This window comes from Ruegeria sp. THAF57 (genome assembly GCF_903914075.1).
Taxonomy (GTDB): domain Bacteria; phylum Pseudomonadota; class Alphaproteobacteria; order Rhodobacterales; family Rhodobacteraceae; genus Ruegeria.
Window position 1 is genome coordinate 36,688 of the sequence record NZ_CAIWNQ010000008.1, and the last position, 24,570, is coordinate 61,257.

Genomic DNA, 24,570 nt, shown 5'->3' on the forward strand with positions numbered 1-24,570 from the left:
GCAGATTGCATCGACACTTTCAGTACAAGCCTTCGTGCCTGCGACGATGGCCCTTCAAAACCTCGCGTGCATCGCAATCCAGCCGTCGGCGCGTATAATGCGAATATGACAAGAGATATTGAATCTAACGCTCAGAAAATTGCTGATGCCCTGACCTCTGCCCAGCAGATACCTAAACTGTCTTCAGAGGCAGGACAGCTATCGCTGGATGACGCATATTCGATTGCTAGTCGTGTCCGCGAGATTCTGGGCAAAGAAAGAGTTGGCAGAAAAGTCGGCTTCACGAACCGCACGATTTGGCCTGTTTACGGTGTGGACCAACCCATTTGGGGAGAGGTTCACTCAGATGGACTGTTTTCGACTGATCAGCCGGTAAACTTGGCAAGGTACTCAGAACCGAGGATTGAACCAGAAATCGTACTAGGCCTTGGTTATGCGCCAACGGCTGAAATGAACAATGAACAGTTGGCAGGTTGCGTGGATTGGGTTGCCCCGGGATTTGAAATTGTTCAATCAATTTATCCCGACTGGAAATTCTCAGTCGAAGATTCAATCGCAGCACAAGGATTGCATGGCTGCCTTGTTCTTGGCGACAAAATCGCGGCGACGCATGATGTTTTGATCGGCTTGGCCGAAGTGCCACTAGCATTGTTCAAGGGCACCGAGGCTATCGAGTCCGGTAAGGGTGAAAACGCGCTTGGAGGCCCAATCGAAGTCCTGGCTCATCTTGTGTCTCTGCTCTCCGAAGCCGACCAGCTTCAGGGAGGCGAGCTGGTTACAACCGGTACTTTGACAGACGCATGGCCAGTGTCTCCGGGTGCAGAATGGTCAGCTGGTTTTGGTGGCGTGATGGACACCGAGCTATCGGTACGATTTACATGAGGCTTTGGTAGAGTGGTGACGCCGACTGCACCAAAGAAAAGTTGCTCTCAATAGCTGACCATGATGGTCTTCCACTGGTTTCGTCAATTCTGGGTTGCAAATTAAACGATGCTATCCAAATCAGATTACATGATGTTTCTTAGGCACCCTGCCTGGCTATGGATCAAGAAACACGCCAGGCATCTGTTGCCGCCGATTGACCCTTCATTGCAAGCGCGTTTTGACGAGGGGCACGCGTTTGAGCCTTATGCTGAAGAGCTATTTGGTGATCTCATTCACCTCGGTTTTTCAGATTTTTCAGAATACCAGACTCTGCCCGCGCGCACGTTAGAAACCTGGAGGGACGGTGCAGACGCCGTGGCGCAGGGACGCTATGAAGATGGAACTATAACTTGCATCTCCGACATCGTGAGCCGCGGTGGCGATGGGTACGTTCTGACAGAGATCAAGAGCGGGACATCTGCAAAGCCCGAACACACTTTTGATCTCGCATTCCAACGTGTCGTGCTTGAGGCAGCCGGGTTCCCCATTACGCGCTGCGAAGTGGCACATGTGAACCGTGACTACGTCAGAAACGGCGAAATCAATCCGCAAGAGCTTGTCAGCATCACTGACATCACGGATGCGGTGACTGAGCAGCTCGAAAAAACGCGCACGCGTATCGATCAGGCATTGAGCATCGTTGCCACTGGTACGATGCCTGACCCGTCCCCCGAACGCGCGCGCCTTAAATCCTACGGTGAATGGCTGGACATTCGCGAAAAACTCGACCCACCTCTCGCGCAGGACAGTATCCACCGCCTTCCGTTCATGAATGCGGAAAAAGCCTCGGAACTCATCGCAAATGGGATCACAAAGATAGACGAGATCAGCGATACATCTGTGGTGGGCAAGTCGACGCAACGCTACTTGAGAGCCACGGCGAATGGTGGGCGCACAATCGATCATCAGGACTTAAGCAGGTTTCTGAGCGAGATTGTGTATCCGGTTTATTACTTTGACTACGAGACGTCTCAGAGTTTGCTGCCACCCTGGGACGGAACGCGTCCCTATCAGCAAGTGGCTTTCCAGTATTCCTTGCATATTCAGCATGAGCCTGACGGAGAAATTGAGCACAGGGAGTATCTCCACCGAGACATCAGTAACCCAATGCCGGCCTTGCTGAAAAGGCTTCGTGAGGACATAGGAAACGTTGGCTCTGTAGTGGTTTGGTATGCTCCGTTCGAGAAATCGCGCAATACGGAAATGGCGGAAACTTATCCAGAGCATGCAGAGTTTCTGGAAGGCTTAAATGCACGCGTTGTAGATCTGATGAAGCCGTTTGCGGATGAAGTGATCAACGATCCCGCGTTCAAGGGAAGCGCCTCTATCAAGGCCGTTCTTCCAGCGTTTTTGCCAGAACTTTCATACGATGATCTGGACATCAAAGAGGGGGCGAGCGCGTCTCGCCTTTGGAAGGACGTAACACTGACCGAACCGGATGATCCAGCGCGCGAGAAGGTCTATTCTGATCTTGTGGCGTATTGCACGCGCGACACCTGGGCGATGGTCGCAATTCATCGGGAATTGCTGGCGATGTGAGGTGAGCCGCGAACCTCAAAACAACTGGCGGTGCTGCTCCCCTACCTATGCGGCGATGTTTACTGGCACTACAGTGTTCAAAATCGTTTACGAATTGTTTGGCTTTTCGGTCATTGCACTACTATCCGCTGCTTGCATCGCGCCCGCTTTAATCGGCGCAGTTCGAAGACAAAACCGCGTCTCGAAAGCGGACGTTCATCGCAATGCAGAAAACGGCTAGTTTGGGCTAAATATTGCCGCTCTCTGCGGTTTGCATGGTTGGGGGGTCGCAGCCCGAAGCGGACCTTCATTGCCAAGCTTTGTATACTCCGAGATGCGGGACAAATTTTGATTTCGCCGCGAATGCTCCAATGTCCGCAATATGAACCTGATGCAAGTGATGTCTACTGATCAACCGCACGCTCAAGAAGTGCGTCCAAAACTCTTTGATAGGCCGGTTGGACCCAATCCGAGTTCCAGAACCAGAGCCAAATGCCTCGGTCAACTTCGTGCTGAGTGACACGGGTTCCACCTTTGACAGGCTCAAGGAGCCACTGGTGATCGAAGGTCATGAAACCCGGTACGCCCCCGCTTTGGTGTAGCTGACGGTTGTCAGTCAGGGTTAGGATTTTGGCTTTCATGTCTACGACTGACCCGTCTGGGAATTGTACGGAATTCGTGACAGTGGCGCCTTCGCGATATTGCCCATCTACTGCGACAAAAACCGGGTTCCAGATGGGGTAACTTTCAGTGTCCATCAACACCGCCCAGACCGTCTCCGGCGGTGCGGGGATGATAGTTTCTACATGAAAGGTCTTCTTGGTGAACACGGCCGCCGCAGCCAGAAGGGCCACTAGCGACGGCAGCGTCCACTTTAGGACCGCCCAAGTCATCACAGATATTTGCCAAACCAGATTAGGATCTGGTCTGGGTTTTTTCCGATCCACTCATATGCTGCCATTCGGTTCTGGTTAGCGTTCTTCTTTTTGGGGATTTCGATCCAGGCCATTTCCTTTTCGACGTTCAACTTGTCGAAAAAGCTCTCTACGAACGCCTCATCCAAGTAGCCGTCATTGCGGTTCTGTATCACCAGCGTCGGCACCGAGATGTCTTTGGTATGCGGGAACCAGCTTGCTGCTTCGAGATCAAGCCCAGTTCTCTTTTGCATCACCTTGCGAACACTGCCCCTAACAAAGCTGGGCAGGCCCATAGCCTTGGCAAAGGTTGGATAATCCAGCGGCTGCTCTGACACCATGGCCTTGATTTGCGGATAAGTCCGCAAGCCGTTTTCCAGACCAAAGGCTTCCGTCGAAGCGCCTTGTCCCATGCAAATACTAAAAAGACCGATAGAGGCGTCCTTGTACTCCGGGTGTGTGGCTATGAAGTCCACCGCAGCCACCACGTCCTTTGCTTCATGTGTCCCCCACGTGATCCAGGGCGGGCTATTGGTGTCGCTCTCACCGTGGCCGCGAAAGTCATACATCAGCACTGTAAAACCTGCCTCATGCAGGTATTTCGCTTGATTGAGGAAGTGAATGTCTTCGTCGTATCCTTTGAGCCATCCCTTGCCTTCGTTGGTGTATCCGGCGCGACAGCACATTGTGCCGAAGTGGCTTTGAATGATCACCTTGTCAGTGTCGCCGGGAATGAGCCAGCCGCGTAGGGTAATCCCGTCACTTGCTTTGAATTCCACGTCCTCGTAGGCCAGGCCGTAGTTGGACGGGCTGTCAAAGAGCGGGGCCTGGCCCGGTTTGAACAGCATGTTTGAAACCAAATTGCCGAACATCAAGTTTACTCCGGGATTGGGTCGTGGATCTTGTTTTCAAGGCTGATGAAGCGCGGAACCCCTTCGCGAGACGTGAGGCGGCAGATGCCATCCTTGAACTCATAGGTGTCGCGGTATTCGGCGACGCCGGTGACGCCGAAGTCGTGGGTCATGTCGGCGCCAATAGGGTGGATATAAAACTCCACATAGCTGGTGCCGGTGCCAGTGGTTTCCGAGGTTGGGTTCACACGATGGTTGGTGATCAGGTGCATGAACCGGAACTGATCGCGCCCCTGCTTATAACCAGCCATGATTTCTTTGGCGCCCGTGTGTGTTTCCATCTGCAACTCCATGTTGCTTACCTGCCAAGAACCATCTGAGGTGAAAAGATCGGCAAAGTTCAGGGCGGTGGTGTCGATATCCTCGTCAGGGTGATCCAGATACCAAGCGTAGTCGGCACCCAGTTGTTGGCAGGCGACGATCATCCCGGTGTTTTCGGCCAAGACCGGTGAGGCCAGCAAGGTTAGAATGGTGGGGAACAAGGGTTTCATTGTTTATCCTCACTTGTGCGCGTCAAACCAATCGATCATCTGTTGTGGATGGTCACTGAAGAATTGGTAGCCTTTGAACCGCCAAGGCGTGTCTTCGATGTAGTGGATTTTCTTGTCAGCGTTGGTCGCCAGCTCATACATCTGCTGCACGTCCTGCCAACGTGAGTTCATGTCATCGCGGACCTGCACGAAGAAAGTCGGCAGGGTAATGGCCTTGGCTTTTGGGATGATGTTGTGGTCGTCCACAGTGAGACCGGTGATTTCATTATAAATCGGCGCGAAGGTGGCAACGCCTTCTTCGGGATTGATGCCCATCTTTTCACACTGCCGTTCAATCGTGGTGCGACCCTTGAGCGGGGCGATGCAGATCATCGACTTTAGGCCCTCGAAGGCTTCAGGGCGTTTGTCCATGGCATTCAGGGTCGCGTTTGCGCCCATACACATGGTGTATAGGGAGATTTCAGTAATGTCTTTGCGGCCCCGGACATAGTCCAACGCGGCCAATACTTCTTGCCATTCATAGTACCCAACGCCGGAAATGCCTTCAGCGCTATCCCCGCTGCCACCATGGCCCCGAAGGTCGTAGGCCAGCACGCTATAGCCTGCGTCGACCAGCGCCTTGTAACGGGGCAGGAAATTCACTTCGAACCCTCCGGCAAATTCCAGACCATCGAGGTGTCCCGCGAACCCATACTTGTTGCCGGGCGAAAAATGGTTGCTGAGGATCACATGCCCGGTCGCACCCGGCATGAACCACGCAGACACTTCGACACCATCCTCGGTAACAAATGACACCTCTTCAAAGGCCATGTCATATTCGGCCGGTTTCCTGAGAATTGGCAGGCGGGGCGGCTTTGACAATCCGCTCGCAAGCACTTCGAGCATATTGTTCTGTTCAGGCGAGATCATTCTGTCCTCATCCGGTTGCGCTGACAGTTTTACGAGTTTATGAATTTCGTAAAGATGGTATTTAACGAAAAAACGAAAATCGTCAATATGGAAAACACTGTGAACGAGCAGAGATTCGCCCGTGCCGCGCTGGCCGTGTTCAAACGATTTGGCGCGCGGAAGGCCACGATGGAGGAAATCGCAGCGGAGGCAGGCGTTTCGAAGCCGACGCTCTACGCGACATTCCGCAACAAGGATGCGGCTCTGGCCGGGGCAATTCGCTTTTCACAGGGCGCGTTGCTGGGCAAGGTGCGTGAAGATTGGAAATCAACACCGGGGCTCGGCCCCAAACTGGACATCTTTTTCGAGAAACTTGTTATTAGTGGGTTTGACATGTTGCATAGCGCACCCGATGCAAGCGCATTTGAAAATGCTGTCGGCGATGCAAGCTCTGCCGCGATTATTGAGACGAGAGAGGCTGAAATCCTTGCCTTGGCGGAAGCCATGAAAGACAGCGCGGGTTTGGCAAGAAACGGGCTGAGTCCTGAGGCCTTTGCCCGTTTCACGGTAAATGCTGCAATGAACGAAAAGCGGCAGGCAACGCACCGGGAAGACCTAGTCGACTTTCTGGAAACTTTGAAGAAATGTGTTTTGACCGTCGCAGGTTAGACCGTTTCTGGAGGGCTGCACAGGCAAGGCGCGCGGCGTGAATGCCAGCGCGCAACATGCGTTCAGTCGTCGCACTTAAATGCCAGAAAGCTGACCTTCGGGCAGGTCGCAGTATTCGGTAGTAACGGCTCAACGCAGTTATCCGCTGCATTTCGCATGAACGACCGCTTCTGAGTAGTCTGAGTTGCGGGTATCAAAGACCAGTGTCGTAGCTGGTCAGACGAACGCTACTTGGCTTCACCAACGCCCCCATCGCCGCAAACTCCTCGGCCCAGTTTTGTGCTTGTGCGTTCAAAGCCTCCATGTCCGGGCGGTTTGTCCAATAGTTGACGCAAAGCCAGGCCCCGCCTTCGCCTTGCCCGACCGTTCGGTAGAGAAGCGTGTCGTTCTGGTTCATCTTTTGGGTGATCGCCTCGAAGAATGCGCGCACCTTCTCCGGGTCTGCACCGTCGGCCTGTTCGAATAATACGATCTCGACATGTTTGGGGACCCTTGGGTCATCTGCGCCAACTTTCTGAGTCATACCGCCCTCCAGCCGCTTGAGCGGCATTTGTAGGGTCGTCGGACGATCCTCAGGCGCCGCAAGAGGCCGACCATCAACTGGGCGCGCACCGAAATATAGGTGCCCAGCCGAAAAATGGAGCACTTCGTATTCTGTCGTTGGTGCGTTCGCGGCCACGCCCAAAACAGAGCAACCGCTTTCAAAGATGTCCTGCTCGACACCGACCACCCATTGCTCGGCGCCACATGCTCCCGGATCAGCGCTGTTTAGGAATCCGGCGAACCCCTCCATCTTGGGCGTGACGGTAAGGTAATCGTTCACGATCAGATCGACTTCTTTAGCCCCCGGCGCCACGTCCGAAGCCCCAACGACGTTCACGTCGCCGCCGAATTTAAGCTCCACGAGGGGCGCGGAACACGCCGGATCGGCAAATGTCGTGAAGTGAGCGTCAATGCGACCTGGAGCGAAGTTGATAGAACGCTTGAGATACCAAGAGGCAATCCCGTCCGGCCCGGCCTGTGGGCGTAGTTCACAGGCGATGCTCTCCCATGTGCCGTCCAGGTCGATTGATTGATCCTGCGCCGACGCGGGTGTCCCGAGCATACTGGCGACAAGCAGGCAAAGCGAAGAGCGTGGAATTTCCATGGTGATGTCCTGGTTTGTAAAATTGCACAAAATTTCAGAAATCCAGGTTTTCGACGCTCAACGCATTTTGTTGGATGAATTCGCGGCGCGGCTCGACCACGTCACCCATCAGCTTGGTGAACAGGTCATCGGCCTCGACCATGTCGTCCACGCGCACCTGAAGCAGCGTGCGGGCATCCGGGTCCAGCGTGGTCTCCCACAGCTGATCGGGGTTCATCTCGCCCAGTCCTTTGTAGCGTTGCAGGGACAGACCCTTTTCGCCCTCTTCCAGAATGGCGCGCAGCAGGTCCAGCGGGCCGTGGATGGCTTGCATCCGATCGCGGCGGACCAGAGTGGCCGGGGTGTTGTAAACATCTTGCAGGCTTTGGGTGAAACTACCCGTCTTACGCGCCTCGCCGGAACGCAGCATGGGGCCGTCCAGCGTGCGCACCTCTTCCACGCCGCGCAGGATGCGGGCCAGACGGATGCCATGATCCTGTGTAATCCGGCCTTGCCAACCGCGTTCGTATTCCAGCGCGATCAGGTCGAGGCGGGCGGCCACCTTGTCGGCCACGCCTTGCAGGTCGGCATCCACCGCACCCGGAACAAAGGCCCCGGCGACAGCAGCCTGTTCAAGAATGTGACGCGGGTAATGTGTCGGGAAGGCATCCAACACGCGTTTCAACTGGCGCGCTTCGTCGACGACGCGGGTCAGATCTTGGCCGACGATTTCCTCGCCCGAGCCCAGTTTCAGAACAGCACCCTCGACCCCCTGATTGATCAGATAGTCATCCAGCGCGGCTTGGTCCTTCAGGTAAACCTCTGATTTACCACGCGAAACTTTATAGAGCGGCGGTTGCGCGATATAGAGGTATCCGCCCTCGATCAGCTCCGGCATCTGCCGATAGAAGAAGGTCAGCAACAACGTCCGAATATGCGCGCCATCGACATCCGCATCGGTCATGATGACAATCTTGTGGTAGCGCAGCTTTTCGATGTTGAACTCGTCCCGGCCAATGCCGGTGCCCAGCGCCATCACGAGATTACCGATTTCCTGCGACGACAGCATCCGGTCAAACCGCGCCCGTTCCACGTTTAGAATCTTGCCGCGCAGTGGCAGGACGGCCTGAGTCAAACGGTCCCGACCGGTTTGGGCGGACCCACCGGCCGAGTCCCCCTCGACTAGGAAGACTTCGGTTTTGGACGGGTCTTTCTCGGAACAGTCTTTCAGCTTACCGGCCAGATAGTTAACGTCCATCGCCGTCTTGCGGCGGGTTAGTTCGCGTGCCTTGCGGGCGGCCTCACGGGCCAGAGCAGCCTCGATGATCTTGCCGACGATCCCTTTGGCCTCGTTCGGGTTTTCTTCGAACCACTCGGCCAGTTTTTCATTCATCAAGCCTTCGACCGCCGGGCGCACTTCGGAGCTGACCAGCTTGTCCTTGGTCTGGGAGGAGAATTTCGGATCGGGCACTTTGACCGACAGAACACAAGTCAAGCCTTCGCGCGCGTCATCACCGGTGAAGCTGACCTTTTCCTTCTTCGCGATCCCGCTGGACTGCGCATAGTTGTTGATCGTCCGGGTCAGAGCGCCCCGGAAACCGGCCACGTGCGTGCCACCATCCCGCTGTGGGATGTTGTTGGTGAAGGGCAGAACGGTCTCATGATAACTGTCATTCCACCACATCGCGATTTCGACCCCAATGTCGTCACGCTCGCCCTTGATATAGATCGGCTCGGGCATCGCGGGCGTCTTCGACCGGTCGAGGTATTTGACGAATTCCTTGACGCCACCCTCATAGAACAACTCGGTCTCAAGCCGTTCAGCGGGGCGTTCGTCGATCAGGATGATCCGCACACCCGAGTTCAGGAAAGCCAGCTCTCGCAGGCGCTTTTCCAGCGTTTCAAACGAGTATTCAAGGTTCGAGAACGTACTGGTCGAGGCCAAAAACCGCACCTCGGTTCCGGTGCGATCCCCACATTCGCCCACGACCTTCAGATGTTCCGCCGTTTCGCCACCTTCAAAGCGCGCCACGTGTTCCTTGCCGTTGCGCCAGATGCGCAGCTCCAGCCAATCGGACAACGCATTCACAACCGAGACACCCACACCGTGAAGGCCGCCTGACACCTTGTACGAGTTGCTGTCGAATTTACCACCCGCATGCAGTTGGGTCATGATGACTTCAGCGGCTGACACACCTTCTTCCGGGTGAATATCCACCGGAATCCCACGGCCGTTATCGCTGACCGAAACACTGGAATCGGCGTGGATTTTCACGGTCACATGGTCAGCGTGCCCGGCCAGCGCCTCATCAATTCCGTTGTCCACAACCTCGTACACCATGTGGTGCAGGCCCGACCCATCGTCAGTGTCACCGATATACATACCGGGACGTTTTCGAACAGCCTCTAAGCCTTTGAGAACCTTAATGGAATCAGCGCCATATTCCTGTGGTGCCTGTGCGTCTTCGGACATTCGGTTAGTACCTATATTATTTTGGTAACTTATACGTTTTCTGGTGGGGAATGTCACGCGATCCCACCAGATTTTGTGTCGGTCAGTGTCTTTTTCAGCAGATCACAGCCGATCTAGATCGGCCGCAATATCCGACGCCAATTCTATCGCATTCACATCGTCACGCTCGGCTGACAACCGCAACCCCAAAAGATCCGATTGATACCGTGCGGCCAACCGATCCGGGTCATGATGTGCGCCAATTTCTCCGGCCGCTTGCGCACGTCGGAAAAGGGTGGCGAAACACTCTTTCATCTCCTCCAGATGAGCGCCTGCCTTGTCCGCTAATCCATGCCCCTTGGCCTGCAGTTCAGCGAATGTCTTGGCCAGCATACAAGCACGCGCTGGCATTTCCTTGGCGCTTATCACGATCTGCGGCTGCGTTTTTAACGCCTGTAATGGCCCAACCTCGTCCGCCATGGCCGTCAATCGCGACACGCCATCCTGCGCGTACCGCTCCAACGCCAAAGCATAAAGCGCATCCTTGGATCCAAAGGCCGCATAGAAACTGCCAGGTTTCAGATTCAGTTCGCGCTCAAGATCCTTGAGCGACGTTCCAGCCCACCCCTGACGCCAAAAAATATCCCTGGCCTGCGCGATCAGCGCATCGCGGTCGTATGAAGGTTTGCGAGGCATCGGGTTCACCAATTCTTGAGCGTTTGCTCAAATATATACTTGAGTGATCACTCAATAAAGCCTAAATACGACTCACAGCGCCAGAAACAGGAGTTTTGACATGGCAAACTTCCCCTCTCATGACCTTGAAACCGCCCCTGAAGGGTCCAAACCGCTGCTGGAAAAGTCTCAGGCCGCGTTTGGCCGCCTGCCCGGCCTACATAAAGTGATGGCGGAAAGCCCGCAGCATCTGGAGGGCTATCAGGTTCTGCATCATTTGTTCCTGCAGACCGACTTTGACAATGACGAGAAGACTGTTGTCTGGCAGACAATCAACGTGGAAAACGAATGCCACTATTGTGTGCCTGCCCATACCGGCATCGCCAAGATGATGAAGGTCTCGGACGAAATCACCGAGGCCCTGCGCAACGAAACTCCGCTCCCGTCGGCCAAGCTTGAGGCCCTGCGGACCTTCACGTTGCAAATGATGGAAACCCGTGGCAACCCGTCCGATGCACAGCTTCAGGCGTTCTTTGACGCCGGGTATTCGCACCGCGCCGTTCTGGATGTGGTGCTGGGCCTGGCACAGAAAACCATGTCGAACTACGTCAACCACATGGCCCAAACACCCGTTGATGAGGTGATGCGCGGCTTCTTGTGGGAACGCAAAGTCGGCGAACCGGCCTAAGCCGTCACGACTGAGCCCTTATCGCTTTCGGTAACAACCAGCGTTTGGGCCCGGTCCCCCAACTCTGCAAACAGCTCAGGCCCGGTGCCTGTCATCCAGGCCTGAGCCCCCAGCGCGCAAATCTCATCATAAAGCGCAGCCCGCCGCCCGGCATCCAGATGTGCCGCAACCTCATCCAGCAATACGATCGGCGGCGCACCCACTGTCTCAGCCAGTGCACGTGCATTCGACAGGATCAACGACACCAACAGCGCCTTCTGCTCTCCGGTTGAACAATCCCTGGCGGGAACGCCCTTGGCTGCAAATACCCCATACACGTCAGAACGATGTGGCCCCACCAATGTCCGCCCTGCAGCCAAATCGCGGAACCGGCTTTCGGCCAGTGCCTCGCGCAGATCGTCTGCTGTTTCGGGCATCGCACCTTCGGTTTGCACCAGCTCCAGATCAGCCGATGGAAAGGCGGTTTCCGCCCTCTCCTGCGCCGCGCGCAAACAATCCAATGCCGCCAGCCGCGCTGCGTGGATACGATATCCGGTCTCGGCCATCTGTCCTTCCAGCGCGGCATACCAATGGGCATCGCGCACCTGCTCTTTCAGCAGGCGGTTCCGCTCGCGCATGGACTTCTCATAAGTCAGGGACGCCTCAGCGTGGGTCGGATCAAAACTCAAGGCTATGCGATCCAGAAACCGCCGCCGCCCTTCAGCCCCTTCGATCCATAACCGGTCCATTGATGGGATCAGCCAGACCACCCGCGCCAGCTTGCCCAGATCAATCTGACTGGCCGCCTTGCCATCAATCCGAACTTGCCGTGCCGCGCCACCCTCGGACCACGTCTCGATCTCATAGCTTTGCCCCTGCGCCTGCAACACACCAGACAGCTTCCAGCCCAGCGCCTCGGGCCGCCGCGTCATCTCAGCCGCACTCGCCCGCCGCATCCCACGTCCGGGCGAGAACAACGACACCGCCTCAAGAATGTTGGTCTTACCGGCCCCGTTTGGCCCATGCAGCGCAACCGGCCGCCCATCCAAAGCCAGCCGCGCCAGCTTATGCGACCGAAAATGCGAGACCGTCAGCTCGGTCAGGGCCAATCCCATGACCCCACCCTTCTTCTGTTCAAAAATACTTCCGCCGGAGGCATCGCGCGCCAGCGCGATCAGACGCGCATCGGCATGACGACGTAAACCGCGCTCTGATCATTGCCTTCGCGCATCAAGGTCGGATCACCGGCCGAGTTAAACAGGAACACCGCATTCTCGCGATCCACCTGAGAGGCAATCTCGAGCAGGTATTTCGCATTGAATCCAATCTCAAGCCGCTCGTCGCCATAAGCCACGGCCAGCTCTTCCTCGGCGGCACCGCTGTCAGGGGCATTGACCGACAGAACCAGCTTATCGGCATCCAACTGCAACTTCACCGCGCGCGAGCGCTCGGACGATACGGTCGCCACCCGATCCACGGCTTGCGCGAATTCGGCGGCATCCACTTCCAACTGGCGCGTGTTGCCCTGCGGAATCACACGAGTGTAGTCGGGGAAGGTGCCGTCGATCACTTTCGAAGTCAGCGTGATATCAGGCGTCGCAAAGCGCACCTTGGTTTCGCTGACCGAAACCGCGATATCCATCTCGTCATCGTCCAGCAGCTTGCGCAGCTCACCCACGGTCTTGCGCGGTACGATCACGCCCGGCATATCAGCCGCCCCATCAGGCAGATCCGCATCAATCCGCGCCAGACGGTGCCCGTCTGTGGCCACACAGCGCAGCACCTTACCGCCCTCGGATCCATCGGCCACATGCATATAAACGCCATTCAGGTAATAGCGTGTCTCTTCGGTCGAGATCGCAAATTTCGACTTGTCAAACAAACGCCGCAACAGCGCCGCTGAGGCGGTAAAGTTCGACTGATATTCCGAGGACGCCATCACCGGGAAATCCTCTTTCGGCAGGGTCGCCAGCGAAAAGTTCGACCGCCCCGCTTCAACCGTCAGACGACCTGCGGCACTGTCAGCGGTCAACGTCACCAAAGCCCCATCCGGCAGCTTCCGCACGATTTCATGCAAGGTCGTCGCCGCTACGGTGGTCGCACCGGCTTTTTCGACCTGTGCGGGCGCCTTATCAACCACTTCGATATCCAGATCGGTGGCTCGGAACAAGGCCACATCGCCTTCGGCTTCGATCAGCACGTTGGCAAGTATTGGAATGGTGTTGCGACGTTCCACAACGGATTGGGCCTGCGAGACGGCCTTAAGAAGGGTGCCGCGTTCGATGCTGATCTTCATACCCTCAATTCCTTTGACTTGCGTGCCGATTTGGGCGGGACTGGCACGTTAGCGGTTCCACCCTGAGGCACAAGGATTTTTTATGGATTTCTGAGTCGGATTGACCAAAGCGTCAAGAGGGGCGTGACCAAGCGGGCACAGTTCCCACCCAACCGTGGGTTAAAGCCCACAAGAAAGCGCCCCGGACCAAAGGACCGGGGCGCTTTCAAATGACTGAGGCTGGAAATCAGGCTTCCAGCGACCGGCGCAGCATCTCGACGTCTTCGGCGATCTGGCCGTCGGTCGTTTTCAGCTCTTCGATACGTTTGACGCCGTGCATGACCGTTGTGTGATCACGCCCGCCGAAACGGCGCCCGATCTCGGGCAGGGACCGGCTGGTGAGTTGCTTGCACAGATACATCGCCACCTGACGCGGACGCGCATAAGACCGCAGGCGCTTGGGGCCGATGATGTCGGACAGGCGGATGTTGTAGTATTCTGAAACCTTGCGCTGGATTTCCTCGACGGTGATCTTGCGCTCGGATGCGCGCAACACGTCGGCCAGACAATCCTGCGTCAGTTCCATATCAATCTCGCGCCCCACCAGCGACGCAAAGGCGAACAACCGCGTTAGCGCGCCTTCCAGCACACGAACATTGGTCGAGATGCGATGGGCCAGAAACTCCAGCACGCCGTCTGCGATTTTCAGATCGGGATAGGTGCTGCTGTACTGTTGCACCTTGTTCTGAAGAATACCCAGACGCAGTTCATAGTCAGTCGGGTGCAAATCCACGACCAGACCACATTGCAGGCGCGATTTTACACGGTCCTCCAGATCCTTGATCTCACCCGGTGCGCGGTCGGCCGAGATGATGATCTGTTTGTTCTGATCCACCAGCGCATTGAACGTGTGAAAGAACTCTTCCTGCGTAGAATCCTTGCCTGCGATGAATTGCACATCGTCTACCATCAGCACATCGACCGACCGGAATAGGTGTTTGAAATCCATCATGCGGCGTTCGCGCAGAGCCTGCACAAAGCGATACATGAACTGTTCCGCTGACAGGTAAAGCACGTTCAGGTCGGGCCGTTTGGTTTTCAGTTCCCATGCAATGGCGTGCATCAGGTGCGTTTTACCCAGGCCAACTCCACCGTACAGAACCAGCGGATTGAAAGTCACGGGGCCACCTTCGGACACGCGGCGCGCAGCGGCATGGGCCAATTCGTTGGGCTTACCAACCACAAAAGTGTCAAATGTGAAACGGGCATCCAGAGGCGCGGCCTGCAAGGATTCCAACGCATCATTTGCTACTTCGGTCAAATGGGGCACAGCGGCCTCTGGCCCGGGCGCTTGCACCGGCTCTGCCTCGACTGACGGGCGCGTCGGTGAATTTGCTGCGACCCGGAACGCAAGGCGTTGAACGGGCTCACCTGCCGTATTCAACTCATACAAGATGAGATCTGCAAAATTTTGGCTGACGTAATTGCCCATAAAATTCGTAGGCACCGAAAATACAGCTACCCCATCCTGAACCTCTTGGAACTCCAGAGGTTCGATCCAGGTGGTGTAGTTATTTTTTCCAATAGCCTTGAGCAGTTTATTACGCAGTAGTCCCCATTTTTCTTGTGTCATTAAGCGCCTCACGCATCCCATTCTTTATTGGCCTGTCGGCCTTATTTCTAAGTCCCGGTTGCCCGGTACGCGCACTCACACGCAAAAGGGTACCCATCCGCCAAACTGAAATAGCCTGACGCCTTGTTTTTGAATGTCGACACTACCTGGCACAAAGGCATTCCAAATAACGGAACCGCCCCGGAAACCGGGTTGCGTGTCGCAATCTTCTTTTTTTTAGACAGGGCTAGGAAGCCTGAATGCATCAGGTCCCAAAGCAGATCAGCAAACCAGCAGTCCCGGTTGCCAACATTCGTTCCCGATCGCCCTGATGCCCGTCAGTTTGATCCCTGGAACAGCCTGTCCCCCCAAGCGAGTGAATCGCTGAATCAGTGGTAACAAGATGGCGAGGTCCCCGGCAACGAAACTCTGATATTGACTCGCCTCTGAGCGCGAAAGAATCTCTTGGCTTGGTGAAGCGCGGTATTCTGGCAACAGCAAAAAGGGCGCCGCGATGCGCGACGCCCTTCAAAATAGTTCAGCCTTTCTTACGTGACCCCAGGTCAGAGAAAGACTCAGCCCAGCGCCTTCACGCGCGAGGACAGGCGCGACATTTTACGCGCTGCGGTGTTCTTGTGGAAAACGCCTTTGGTGACGCCGCGCATCAGCTCGGGCTGTGCCGCGCGCAGAGCGGCGGTTGCTGCGTCCTTGTCGCCGGATGCGATCGCTTCTTCGACCTTGCGCAGGTAGGTGCGGATGCGCGAACGACGTGCTTTGTTAATTGCGAAACGCTTCTCGTTCTGACGAGCGCGTTTTTTTGCCTGGGGCGAGTTAGCCATGTGTCTCTGACCTTTGTACGGTACGGTTCTATGAATTGCGCGCCACGGGTAATCCGCACCGGATCAGAAATCACGAGTGTGAGTCGGGCCAAAGCGGGCCGCACGCGCATGTATAGCGGCGCTTACTATCCAAGTTGGAAGGGTTTGCCAAGCAGATTCTTATTGCTGCAAGGCAGGTATGAAAAAGGCGGGCATGTACCCGCCTGACCCGATCTGAAAGGTCGCTTACTTGTCGCGGAACTGGGCCGCGCGCTTTTCAAGAAATGCAGCCATACCTTCTTTTTGATCTTCGCTTGCAAACATCGAATGGAACACCCGACGCTCAAACAGCATCCCTTCGCTCAGCGGCAGTTCATAGCTGCGATTCACAGCCTCTTTTGCTGCTATTGCGCTCAACTGGGATTTTTCAGCAATCTTTTGGGCTGCGGCCGTCGCCTCATCCAAAAGTTTCTTTGCAGGGACAACCCGACTGACCAAGCCCGCCCGTTCTGCTTCTTCGGCATCCATGAAGCGCCCGGTCAGGTTCATGTCCATTGATTTGGACTTGCCAACAAACCGGGTCAGGCGCTGCGTGCCACCCAGACCCGCAATAACTCCGAGATTGATTTCAGGCTGACCGAACTTGGCCGAATCTGCCGCGATTATGAAATCGCACATCATCGCCAGTTCGCATCCACCGCCCAGCGCGTAACCTGCAACTGCGGCAATGATTGGTTTGCGGATGGCCGTTATCCGGTCATTTACATCACCGAATAGGTTTTTGGTGTAGACATCGACAAAACCCATCTCGGACATCTCTTTGATGTCCGCGCCGGCGGCAAAAGCCTTTTCCGAGCCGGTGATGATGATGCAGCGCACTTTGTCGTTTTGATCCGCCTCTTCCAGTGCTGTGCACAATTCCTGCGTCAACTGCGAGTTCAGCGCATTCAGAGCATCTGGTCTATCAAGCTTGATAAGGGCGACGTGGTCTTCGATTTCGACGATGATCGTCTCAAAAGCCATGAGGTGTAAGCTTCCGGTTGTTCCGTTCAGTAACGATTCATTATCACGCGAAAACGTTGGATCAAGTTATCTTTGGCATTGCGCGCAATAGAAGGATGAGCGACCGGACTGGGTGATTCTTTTTATGGCAGCCCCACATCCTTCGGTGCGGCAGGGGTCACCCTCGCGGCCATAGACTTCAAAGCTGTGCTGAAAATATCCAAGTTCTCCATCGGCTTGGCGGAAATCACGCAGCGATGAACCACCCGCATCAATCGCCTCGAGAAGCACCTGACGAATGATGGGAACCATGGCACCGACACGCTGTGCAGAAATTTGACCAGCTTTTCGACGTGGCGACACTCTGGCGCGATAAAGCGCCTCGCAAACGTAGATATTTCCCAATCCGGCAACGATTCCCTGATCCAGCAGCGCGGATTTGACCGGAGTGTTCCGGCCTTTGAACGCGTCAATCAGGTGTTGCTCATGAAAGTCATTGCCCAAGGGTTCCGGCCCGAGAACCGACAGCAGCTTGTGTTCTTCAGCGGTGGCCGTGGGCAGCAAGTCCATCGCGCCGAATCTGCGCGGGTCATTGAAGGTGATCCGCGCGCCATTTTCCATGTGAAAGACGACGTGGTCGTGCTTTGCCGGCATCGGGTGATCATGCACGAACTGCCCCAGTGGATCGCCCGACACCGTCATCCGGCCGGACATGCCCAGATGAATCAGCAAGGTCTCACCGCTGCTGAGATCCGCCAGAATGTATTTCGAACGTCGTCGCAGCCGATCCACCCGCTGCCCGGTCAACCGTTCGGCCATCCGTTCGGGAAAAGGCCAACGCAGATCGGGGCGGTTCACATCGGCGCGTCCGATAACGACACCCTCCATCGCCGGGGTCAAACCGCGTTTTACTGTCTCGACCTCGGGCAATTCGGGCATTACTTGGCTCCTATTCCAAAGGGCCGCATTGTGCCCAATACCAATGGCCCTATAACAGAGGCGAAATTCGACAAACGGCAAGGCAAATGTCCGACACCAACGACAAGACCACACATTTCGGGTTCGAAACCGTGCGCGAGGCTGAAAAGGCCGGGCGCGTGCAGGGCGTGTTTAACTCGGTCGCCTCGAAATATGACGTGATGAACGATGTCATGTCGATGGGAATCCACCGGGTCTGGAAAGACGCGATGATGGATTGGCTGGCCCCGCGCCCCGGCCAACGCCTGCTGGATGTGGCGGGCGGCACGGGGGACATTTCCTTCCGCTTCCTCAAACGCGCGGGCCACGGCCACGCCACCGTGCTGGACCTGACCGAGCCGATGCTGGTCGAAGGCCGCCAGCGCGCCGAAGCCGATCAGATGTCGGACAGTCTGAACTGGGTGGTGGGCGACGCCATGTCCCTGCCGTTCGAGGACAACACGTTCGACGTCTACACGATCTCATTCGGCATCCGAAACGTCACCCGCCCGCAGGAGGCACTGAACGAGGCGTTCCGCGTGCTGAAACCCGGTGGCCGCCTAATGGTGCTGGAATTCAGCCAGTTGCCGAATGACGGGCTGCAAAAGCTCTATGACCTCTACAGCTTCAACGTGATCCCTCGCATGGGCAAACTGATCGCCAATGATTACGACAGCTATCAGTACCTGGTAGAATCCATCCGCAAGTTCCCCGATCAGGAAACGTTTCTGGGCATGGTCCGCGCCGCAGGGTTCGAGAACGCGAAATACCGCAACCTGAGCATGGGTATCGCCGCCTTGCATTCCGGTTGGAAGATCTGATGCGCGGCCCCCATAACATCATCCGCCTGATCCGCACAGGTGCCACGTTCGAACGCACCGGTGCGATGAATGTGGTGCTTGACGCATTCGAGGCTCCAAAAGCTCTGCGCGTTCTTGCGCACACTTTAGGCAAACCGTTCCAGTGGCTCGGGTATAAGGGCGATCCGTCGATGCCACCGGCCACCCGCGCGCTCACGGCGCTGGGTCCGGCATATATCAAATTTGGCCAGGTTCTCTCGACCCGCCCCGATGTCGTCGGCAACGAATTGGCCGAACAACTGCGCGTCCTCCAGGACAAACTGCCCCCCTTTCCCAAGGCCGAGGCCATGGCCGAAGTCGAAAAGGAATTGGGACAACCCGTTTCGAATATATTCGACGAATTCAGCGAACCCATTGCTGCCGCATCCATCGCCCAGGTTCACAAGGCAAAGCTGACCAGCACCGGCGAAGATGTCGCCGTCAAAGTCCTGCGCCCCGGGATCGAGCGCGCCTTCCGCAGGGACGTCGACGCCTTCTATTTCGCGGCACGCATCGTACAACTGTTTGCCCCAGGCGCGCGCCGCCTGCGACCCATGGAAGTGATCGAACATTTCGACGGCGTCGTGCGGGGTGAGCTTGATCTGCGTCTCGAAAGCGCCGCCGCCTCGGAATACGCCGCCAATACCAAGGACGATACCGGGTTTTGGCTGCCCCCTGTGGTCTGGTCCCTGTCCGCGCGTCGGGTCATGACCCTCAGTTGGGCCGACGGCATACCGCTAGGCGACAATGACGCGCTGGATGCGGCCAATCATAACCGCCGCGATCTTGGCGAGCGCGTATTGCGTCTGTTCCTGCTGCACGCTTTGCGCGACGGTTTTTTTCATGCCGATATGCATCAGGGCAACCTCAAGGTCGCCGCCAATGGTGATATCATTGCCTATGACTACGGGATCATGGGCCATATCGACGAATACACCCGCCGGGTCTATGCCGAGATCCTCTTTGGCTTCATCCGTCGCGACTATAAACGCGTGGCCGAGGTCCATTTCGAAGCGGGCTACGTTCCCGCCGACAGGGATGTCGACGAATTTGCCCGCGCCCTGCGCGCGGTCGGAGAACCCATCTTTGGAATGGACGCCACCCATATCTCAATGGGCCGCCTGCTGAATTACCTGTTCGAAGTCACCGAACGGTTCGGCATGGAAACCCGCACCGAATTGATCCTGTTGCAGCGCACAATGGTGGTGGTCGAAGGTGTCGCGCGCTCGCTTGACCCGCAAGTCAACATCTGGGAAGTCGCCCGCCCCGTGGTCGAGGACTACATCAAGCAATCCATCGGCCCGCGCGCGGCCCTGCGCGACTTCGGAAAAACGGCCATGGTTCTGGCCCGCTTTGGCCCTCGCCTGCCGGCTCTGGTGGAAAACGCACTGATCTCACAAACCCAGAAGGACGAACCGAGACCCCCCCGCTTCTGGTCAATGGCGCTTCCAGCGACCATCGGCGCAGCCGCGGGCGCGGTTCTCGTTCTGATCGTGAACGCGCTCAGCTAAAACCGATCGGCCCCTTCATCTGGCCCAAAATATCCTCGGGGGGAATCGCGCCCAAAGGTGCGATGGGGGGGCAGACAGCCCCCCGCCAACTTCTCAAATCAGAGCAGTTCAAAGGCAATGGCGATCCCCTGACCACCGCCGATGCACATCGTCACCAGACCTTTGGACCCACCGATCCGCTCCAGTTCATACAGTGTTTTCAGCGTGATGATTGCACCAGTCGCCCCGACAGGGTGACCCAATGCAATCGCGCCGCCGTTCGGGTTAACCTTGGCAGTATCCAGCCCCAGTTCGTTGTTGACGGCAATCGCCTGCGACGCAAAGGCTTCGTTGCTTTCGATCACGTCAAAATCCTCGACCGTCAAGCCAGTGCGCGCCAGCAGGTTCTGCACCGCAGGCACCGGACCGATGCCCATCACTTCGGGCCGCACACCCGCGTGGCCATAGCCCAGAATACGCGCTTTCGGCTTCAGACCGGCTTTCTCAGCCGCCTCCGCCGTCGCCAAAACCATCGCGGCTGCGCCGTCATTGATGCCCGAGGCATTGCCTGCCGTCACACGACCGTCCTTCTTGAACGCCGGACGCAACCCGGCCAGCGCCTCGATCGAGGTCGCCTTGGGGTGCTCATCAACCATGAAGTCCACCATGTCGCGCTTGACCTTGACCTGAACCGGCGTGATTTGGCTTTGGAAATATCCGGCCTCAATGGCCGCCGCAGCACGGGTTTGGCTGGTCAGTGCGAACGCATCCATCTGCTCGCGTGTCACCTGATGTTCGTCCGCCACGTTTTCGGCCGTCACACCCATGTGCCCAGTGCCAAACGGGCAGTTCAGCGCTCCCAGCATCATGTCCAACGATGTAACGTCGCCCATTTTCGCGCCCCAACGTGCCTGCGGCACGATGTACGGGCTGCGCGACATGCTCTCGGCGCCACCAGCGACTGCGAATTCGGCATCGCCCAACATCAGCGATTGCACCGCCGACACAATCGCCTGCGCACCCGAACCACACAGGCGGTTCACGTTCATCGCCGGAGTTTCGACCGGGATACCCGCCTGCTTCGCCGCCGCACGAGACAGATACATATCGCGCGGTTCGGTGTTTATCACATGGCCGAAAACCACGTTGCCGATCTGGCCACCCTCGACGCCCGACTTCTCCATCGCGGCTTCGGTCACTACAGTTGCCAGATCAATCGGCGCGGTCGAGGACAACGCTCCGCCGAACGTTCCAACAGCCGTACGGGCCCCATCCAGAATGACGATATCTTTCATGTGTCTTCTCCTCTTGGAATTGGCGCCACTATGCATCTGCAGCACAAAGCTGTCCCATAGGACGTACCGTCACAAGCAGAATTGACAAGCCATCCTGAAAAGCGCATCAGATTCCGCCATGACGGAAAAATCAGACGGTATCCTGACACGGCTGCCCACCCGCCTGAAAGAAGCGCGCCGCGCCAAGGGCCTGTCCCTCGAAGCGGTCGCCAACCTCAGCGGTGTGTCCCGGTCCATGGTCAGTCAGATCGAACGGGGCGAGAGCAGCCCAACAATATCGACCCTGTGGAATTTGACCCGGGCCCTTCAGGTAGATTTTGCAGGTTTATTGGAGGAATCTGACAGCGCCGATCAAATCGAAGTTCTGCGCAGCGCAGAGGTGCCCAGCATCGACAATATGGGCCAGAACTGCCGTATTCGCATCCTCTCGCCGCCCGAAGAAGCAGGCGGCCACGAGGTCTATGATATCTACTTTGAGCAAGATGGCGGGCTGACCAGCCAGCCCCACGCGCGGGGCGCGCGCGAGCAACTGACAGTGCTGGAAGGCGCGGTTCGCATCACATCCGGGTCCGCCACCCGCGATCTGAAACAGGGTGACACGGCACGATATGCCGCGGACGTTGCCCATTCGATCACCGCCGAAGGTACCGCCAGAGTTTTTCTTATCGTCAAAAACGCCTGAACTGGCAAAAATCCGCCTTCACGGAAATTTTTCCGTCATTATGTCGATCCCCTATTTGGGAATTTCATCCGCTATGTTAGATACGCGACTCAGAGCAAGGAGATCGCCATGGCTGATACGTTCCTGTCCCACGTCACGGACACCCTCGCGCAGATCGAAGCGGAAGGTCTGTATAAACGCGAGCGCATGATCACCTCACCTCAGGGCGGAGAAATCACGGTAGGTGGCAAGCAGGTCATCAACCTGTGCGCCAACAATTATCTGGGGCTGGCCGATCACCCGGCGTTGATCGACGCGGCCAAAGGCGCGATGGAGCCCAAAGGGTTCGGCATGGCCTCGGTCCGGTTTATCTGTGGCACGCAGGATATTCACCGCGAATTGGAGCAGAAGCTGGCACAGTTCCTGAACAAGGATGATGCGATCCTGTTTGCCGCTTGTTTCGACGCAAATGGCGGGTTGTTTGAACCCCTTCTGGGCCCCGATGACGCGATTATCTCGGACAGTCTGAACCATGCCTCAATCATCGACGGGGTGCGCCTGTGTAAGGCGAAACGCTATCGGTACATGAACAATGACATGAACGATCTTGAGGCCTGGCTGAAACAGGCGCGCGCGGATGGGGCGCGGCATATCATGATTGCCACGGACGGCGTGTTCTCGATGGATGGTTATCTGGCCAACCTTCCGAAGATCCGCGAACTAGCTGACAAGTACGACGCCATCGTCATGGTCGACGATTGCCACGCCACCGGCTTCATGGGACCGAACGGCGCGGGGACGCCGGATCATTTCGGTGTTGATGTGGACATCCTGACGGGAACCCTGGGCAAGGCACTTGGGGGGGCAATCGGCGGTTACATCGCTGGGCCGCAGCCAGTGATCGACCTGCTGCGGCAGCGGGCGCGGCCCTATCTGTTCTCGAACTCGCTGCCGCCATCCATTGTGGCCGCTGGGCTAGAGGCCATTCGCCTTGTCAACGACGGCGCAGACCTGCGCGCCCGGCTGTTCGAAAACGCAAACTACTGGCGGGCCGGTCTGGAAAAACTGGGATTTGACCTGCTGCCCGGTGAACACCCGATCATCCCGGTGATGCTGGGCGAAGCGACGCTGGCACAGGATATGGCCGCGCGACTATTTGATGAGGGCGTCTATGTCTCGGGCTTTTTCTTCCCGGTCGTCCCACGCGGACAGGCCCGGATCAGAACCCAGATGAACGCCGCTCTGACCCGTGACGAGTTGGACCGCGCGCTGGCCGCCTTTGGCAAGGTTGGCAGCGAACTGGGAGTGATCTGATGCACCCCAACACCATGAAAGCGCTTGAGAAATCCAAGCCTGAAGAAGGTCTTTGGATGGTGCAAGCCCCGGTCCCCGAGATCGGCCCGGACGAGGTTCTGATCCGCGTCAACAAGACGGGCATCTGCGGTACAGACATTCACATCTGGAACTGGGACGAATGGGCCGCAGCTACCGTTCCGGTACCCATGATCACTGGCCACGAATTCGCCGGCGAGATCGTCGAGATCGGGCGCAATGTGGCTGGGCTTGAGGTTGGCCAGCGTTGCTCGGGCGAGGGCCATCTGATCACCAATGACAGCCGTCAAAGCCGCGCCGGAAAGTTCCACCTAGACCCCGGCACGCGCGGTATCGGTGTGAATGAGCAGGGGGCCTTTGCGCAGTATCTTAAGCTGCCTGCCTTCAACGTGGTCCCTCTGCCTGACGACGTGCCAGACGAAATCGGTGCCATTCTTGACCCGCTGGGAAACGCTGTTCACACCGCGCTCAGTTTTGATTTGCTGGGCGAGGATGTTCTGATCACTGGCGCGGGGCCAATCGGTATCATGGCAGCCGCTGTCGCCCGCCATGCCGGTGCGCGACACGTAGTGATCACCGACATCAACCCCGACCGCCTGAAACTGGCCGAACATGTGGTGCCCACCGTGCGAACAGTCGATGTTTCCCGCGAGGACCTACAGGACGTCATTTCAGACCTTGGCATGACGCAGGGGTTTGATGTGGGGTTGGAAATGTCAGGCTCGCAAGCCGCGCTGGATCAGATGGTCGAGGCACTGGTGATGGGCGGCAAGATCGCACTGCTGGGGATACCGCCCGGCAAGTCGCCTGTGGACTGGTCACGCATCGTGTTCAAGGCCATCACCATCAAGGGTGTCTATGGCCGCGAGATGTTCGAGACATGGTACAAGATGATCGCCATGTTGCAGAACGGATTGGATGTCAGCCGGGTCATCACGCATCGGTTCAGGGTCGTCGACTTTGCCCAAGGGTTTGCCGCCATGAAATCCGGGCAATCCGGCAAGGTGGTGCTGGACTGGACCTGACGCTCTGGCACCGCACGAAATTTGACCCT

Annotated in this window: 23 protein-coding genes; 9 read left to right on the top strand and 14 right to left on the bottom strand. The window is 57.0% G+C overall.

Translation table 11 applies throughout. From position 1 onward, the window contains the following. Positions 1-66: 66 nt before the first annotated feature. Together RUESEDTHA_RS16875 and RUESEDTHA_RS16880 are read left to right on the top strand one after the other, a co-directional pair. On the top strand, positions 67-882 hold the full coding sequence (locus RUESEDTHA_RS16875; RefSeq protein WP_180887863.1) for a 2-keto-4-pentenoate hydratase: 816 nt from the start codon (positions 67-69) through the stop codon (positions 880-882). 129 nt (positions 883-1,011) lie between these two features. Beyond that, positions 1,012-2,463 (top strand): DUF2779 domain-containing protein, encoded by a 1,452-nt coding sequence (locus RUESEDTHA_RS16880; protein ID WP_180887864.1) that lies wholly within the window; start codon positions 1,012-1,014, stop codon positions 2,461-2,463. Between the two features lie 383 nt (positions 2,464-2,846). Here the strand turns inward: RUESEDTHA_RS16880 and RUESEDTHA_RS16885 are convergent, their stop codons facing one another. The 4 genes from RUESEDTHA_RS16885 to RUESEDTHA_RS16900 are packed head-to-tail and all read right to left on the bottom strand — an operon-like array spanning position 2,847 to position 5,667. Continuing rightward, positions 2,847-3,335, bottom strand: a complete 489-nt coding sequence (locus RUESEDTHA_RS16885) for an SRPBCC domain-containing protein (protein ID WP_180887865.1) — start codon at positions 3,333-3,335, stop codon at positions 2,847-2,849. After that, positions 3,335-4,228 (bottom strand): alpha/beta hydrolase, encoded by an 894-nt coding sequence (locus RUESEDTHA_RS16890; protein ID WP_180887866.1) that lies wholly within the window; start codon positions 4,226-4,228, stop codon positions 3,335-3,337. Before RUESEDTHA_RS16890 ends, RUESEDTHA_RS16885 begins: the two co-directional genes overlap by 1 nt. Before the next feature lie 5 nt (positions 4,229-4,233). Continuing rightward, a complete protein-coding gene (locus RUESEDTHA_RS16895; protein WP_180887867.1) occupies positions 4,234-4,758 on the bottom strand; it encodes a nuclear transport factor 2 family protein in 525 nt (174 codons plus the stop codon). Between the two features lie 9 nt (positions 4,759-4,767). Continuing rightward, positions 4,768-5,667 (bottom strand): S9 family peptidase, encoded by a 900-nt coding sequence (locus RUESEDTHA_RS16900; protein ID WP_180887868.1) that lies wholly within the window; start codon positions 5,665-5,667, stop codon positions 4,768-4,770. Between the two features lie 99 nt (positions 5,668-5,766). Between RUESEDTHA_RS16900 and RUESEDTHA_RS16905 the strand changes: the two genes are divergently transcribed. After that, on the top strand, positions 5,767-6,315 hold the full coding sequence (locus RUESEDTHA_RS16905; RefSeq protein WP_180887869.1) for a TetR/AcrR family transcriptional regulator: 549 nt from the start codon (positions 5,767-5,769) through the stop codon (positions 6,313-6,315). Between the two features lie 193 nt (positions 6,316-6,508). On the opposite strand, the gene RUESEDTHA_RS16910 is transcribed toward RUESEDTHA_RS16905, so the two are convergent. From RUESEDTHA_RS16910 to RUESEDTHA_RS16920, 3 genes are all read right to left on the bottom strand, one after another. Beyond that, positions 6,509-7,462, bottom strand: coding sequence for a hypothetical protein (locus tag RUESEDTHA_RS16910; RefSeq protein WP_180887870.1), 954 nt, complete (start codon positions 7,460-7,462; stop codon positions 6,509-6,511). A 34-nt stretch (positions 7,463-7,496) separates the two neighbouring features. Continuing rightward, positions 7,497-9,914 (bottom strand): DNA topoisomerase (ATP-hydrolyzing) subunit B, encoded by a 2,418-nt coding sequence (gene gyrB, locus RUESEDTHA_RS16915; RefSeq protein WP_180887871.1) that lies wholly within the window; start codon positions 9,912-9,914, stop codon positions 7,497-7,499. 102 nt (positions 9,915-10,016) lie between these two features. Continuing rightward, positions 10,017-10,589 carry a TetR/AcrR family transcriptional regulator gene (locus RUESEDTHA_RS16920; protein WP_180887872.1) on the bottom strand — a complete coding sequence of 191 codons (573 nt, stop codon included), beginning with the start codon at positions 10,587-10,589 and terminating at the stop codon, positions 10,017-10,019. A 100-nt stretch (positions 10,590-10,689) separates the two neighbouring features. Here RUESEDTHA_RS16920 and RUESEDTHA_RS16925 point away from each other — a divergent pair, with 100 nt between their 5' ends. After that, positions 10,690-11,256 (top strand): carboxymuconolactone decarboxylase family protein, encoded by a 567-nt coding sequence (locus tag RUESEDTHA_RS16925; protein WP_180887873.1) that lies wholly within the window; start codon positions 10,690-10,692, stop codon positions 11,254-11,256. Here RUESEDTHA_RS16925 and recF read toward each other — a convergent pair. The 6 genes from recF to mutM form a co-directional block, all read right to left on the bottom strand. After that, a complete protein-coding gene (gene recF / locus RUESEDTHA_RS16930; protein WP_180887874.1) occupies positions 11,253-12,350 on the bottom strand; it encodes a DNA replication/repair protein RecF in 1,098 nt (365 codons plus the stop codon). The genes RUESEDTHA_RS16925 and recF overlap by 4 nt on opposite strands. Before the next feature lie 59 nt (positions 12,351-12,409). Continuing rightward, positions 12,410-13,531 carry a DNA polymerase III subunit beta gene (gene dnaN / locus RUESEDTHA_RS16935; protein ID WP_180887875.1) on the bottom strand — a complete coding sequence of 374 codons (1,122 nt, stop codon included), beginning with the start codon at positions 13,529-13,531 and terminating at the stop codon, positions 12,410-12,412. Between the two features lie 226 nt (positions 13,532-13,757). Then, positions 13,758-15,143: a chromosomal replication initiator protein DnaA gene (gene dnaA, locus RUESEDTHA_RS16940; RefSeq protein ID WP_180887876.1), complete on the bottom strand. Its 1,386-nt coding sequence runs from the start codon at positions 15,141-15,143 to the stop codon at positions 13,758-13,760. A 554-nt stretch (positions 15,144-15,697) separates the two neighbouring features. Then, complete coding sequence (gene rpsT / locus RUESEDTHA_RS16945; protein ID WP_152459792.1) at positions 15,698-15,961, bottom strand: 30S ribosomal protein S20; 264 nt, start codon at positions 15,959-15,961, stop codon at positions 15,698-15,700. Positions 15,962-16,186: 225 nt separating this feature from the next. Then, on the bottom strand, positions 16,187-16,963 hold the full coding sequence (locus RUESEDTHA_RS16950; protein WP_180887877.1) for an enoyl-CoA hydratase: 777 nt from the start codon (positions 16,961-16,963) through the stop codon (positions 16,187-16,189). 66 nt (positions 16,964-17,029) lie between these two features. After that, entirely contained in the window at positions 17,030-17,881 is an 852-nt protein-coding gene (gene mutM, locus RUESEDTHA_RS16955) for a bifunctional DNA-formamidopyrimidine glycosylase/DNA-(apurinic or apyrimidinic site) lyase (RefSeq protein WP_180887878.1), read from the bottom strand. 86 nt (positions 17,882-17,967) lie between these two features. Between mutM and ubiE the strand changes: the two genes are divergently transcribed. Together ubiE and ubiB are read left to right on the top strand one after the other, a co-directional pair. Continuing rightward, positions 17,968-18,720 (top strand): bifunctional demethylmenaquinone methyltransferase/2-methoxy-6-polyprenyl-1,4-benzoquinol methylase UbiE, encoded by a 753-nt coding sequence (ubiE, locus tag RUESEDTHA_RS16960; protein ID WP_180887879.1) that lies wholly within the window; start codon positions 17,968-17,970, stop codon positions 18,718-18,720. Continuing rightward, positions 18,720-20,249 (top strand): 2-polyprenylphenol 6-hydroxylase, encoded by a 1,530-nt coding sequence (ubiB, locus tag RUESEDTHA_RS16965; RefSeq protein WP_180887880.1) that lies wholly within the window; start codon positions 18,720-18,722, stop codon positions 20,247-20,249. The genes ubiE and ubiB overlap by 1 nt, the downstream gene beginning before the upstream one ends. A 98-nt stretch (positions 20,250-20,347) precedes the next feature. On the opposite strand, the gene RUESEDTHA_RS16970 is transcribed toward ubiB, so the two are convergent. Further along, entirely contained in the window at positions 20,348-21,523 is a 1,176-nt protein-coding gene (locus tag RUESEDTHA_RS16970; RefSeq protein WP_180887881.1) for an acetyl-CoA C-acyltransferase family protein, read from the bottom strand. Positions 21,524-21,641: 118 nt separating this feature from the next. Between RUESEDTHA_RS16970 and RUESEDTHA_RS16975 the strand changes: the two genes are divergently transcribed. The 3 genes from RUESEDTHA_RS16975 (at position 21,642) to tdh (ending at position 24,541) form a co-directional block, all read left to right on the top strand. After that, positions 21,642-22,205 (top strand): helix-turn-helix domain-containing protein, encoded by a 564-nt coding sequence (locus RUESEDTHA_RS16975; protein WP_180887882.1) that lies wholly within the window; start codon positions 21,642-21,644, stop codon positions 22,203-22,205. A 108-nt stretch (positions 22,206-22,313) separates the two neighbouring features. Further along, entirely contained in the window at positions 22,314-23,498 is a 1,185-nt protein-coding gene (locus RUESEDTHA_RS16980; protein WP_180887883.1) for a glycine C-acetyltransferase, read from the top strand. A 14-nt stretch (positions 23,499-23,512) separates the two neighbouring features. Beyond that, on the top strand, positions 23,513-24,541 hold the full coding sequence (gene tdh / locus RUESEDTHA_RS16985; protein ID WP_180887996.1) for an L-threonine 3-dehydrogenase: 1,029 nt from the start codon (positions 23,513-23,515) through the stop codon (positions 24,539-24,541). The last annotated feature ends 29 nt before the right edge of the window (positions 24,542-24,570 follow it).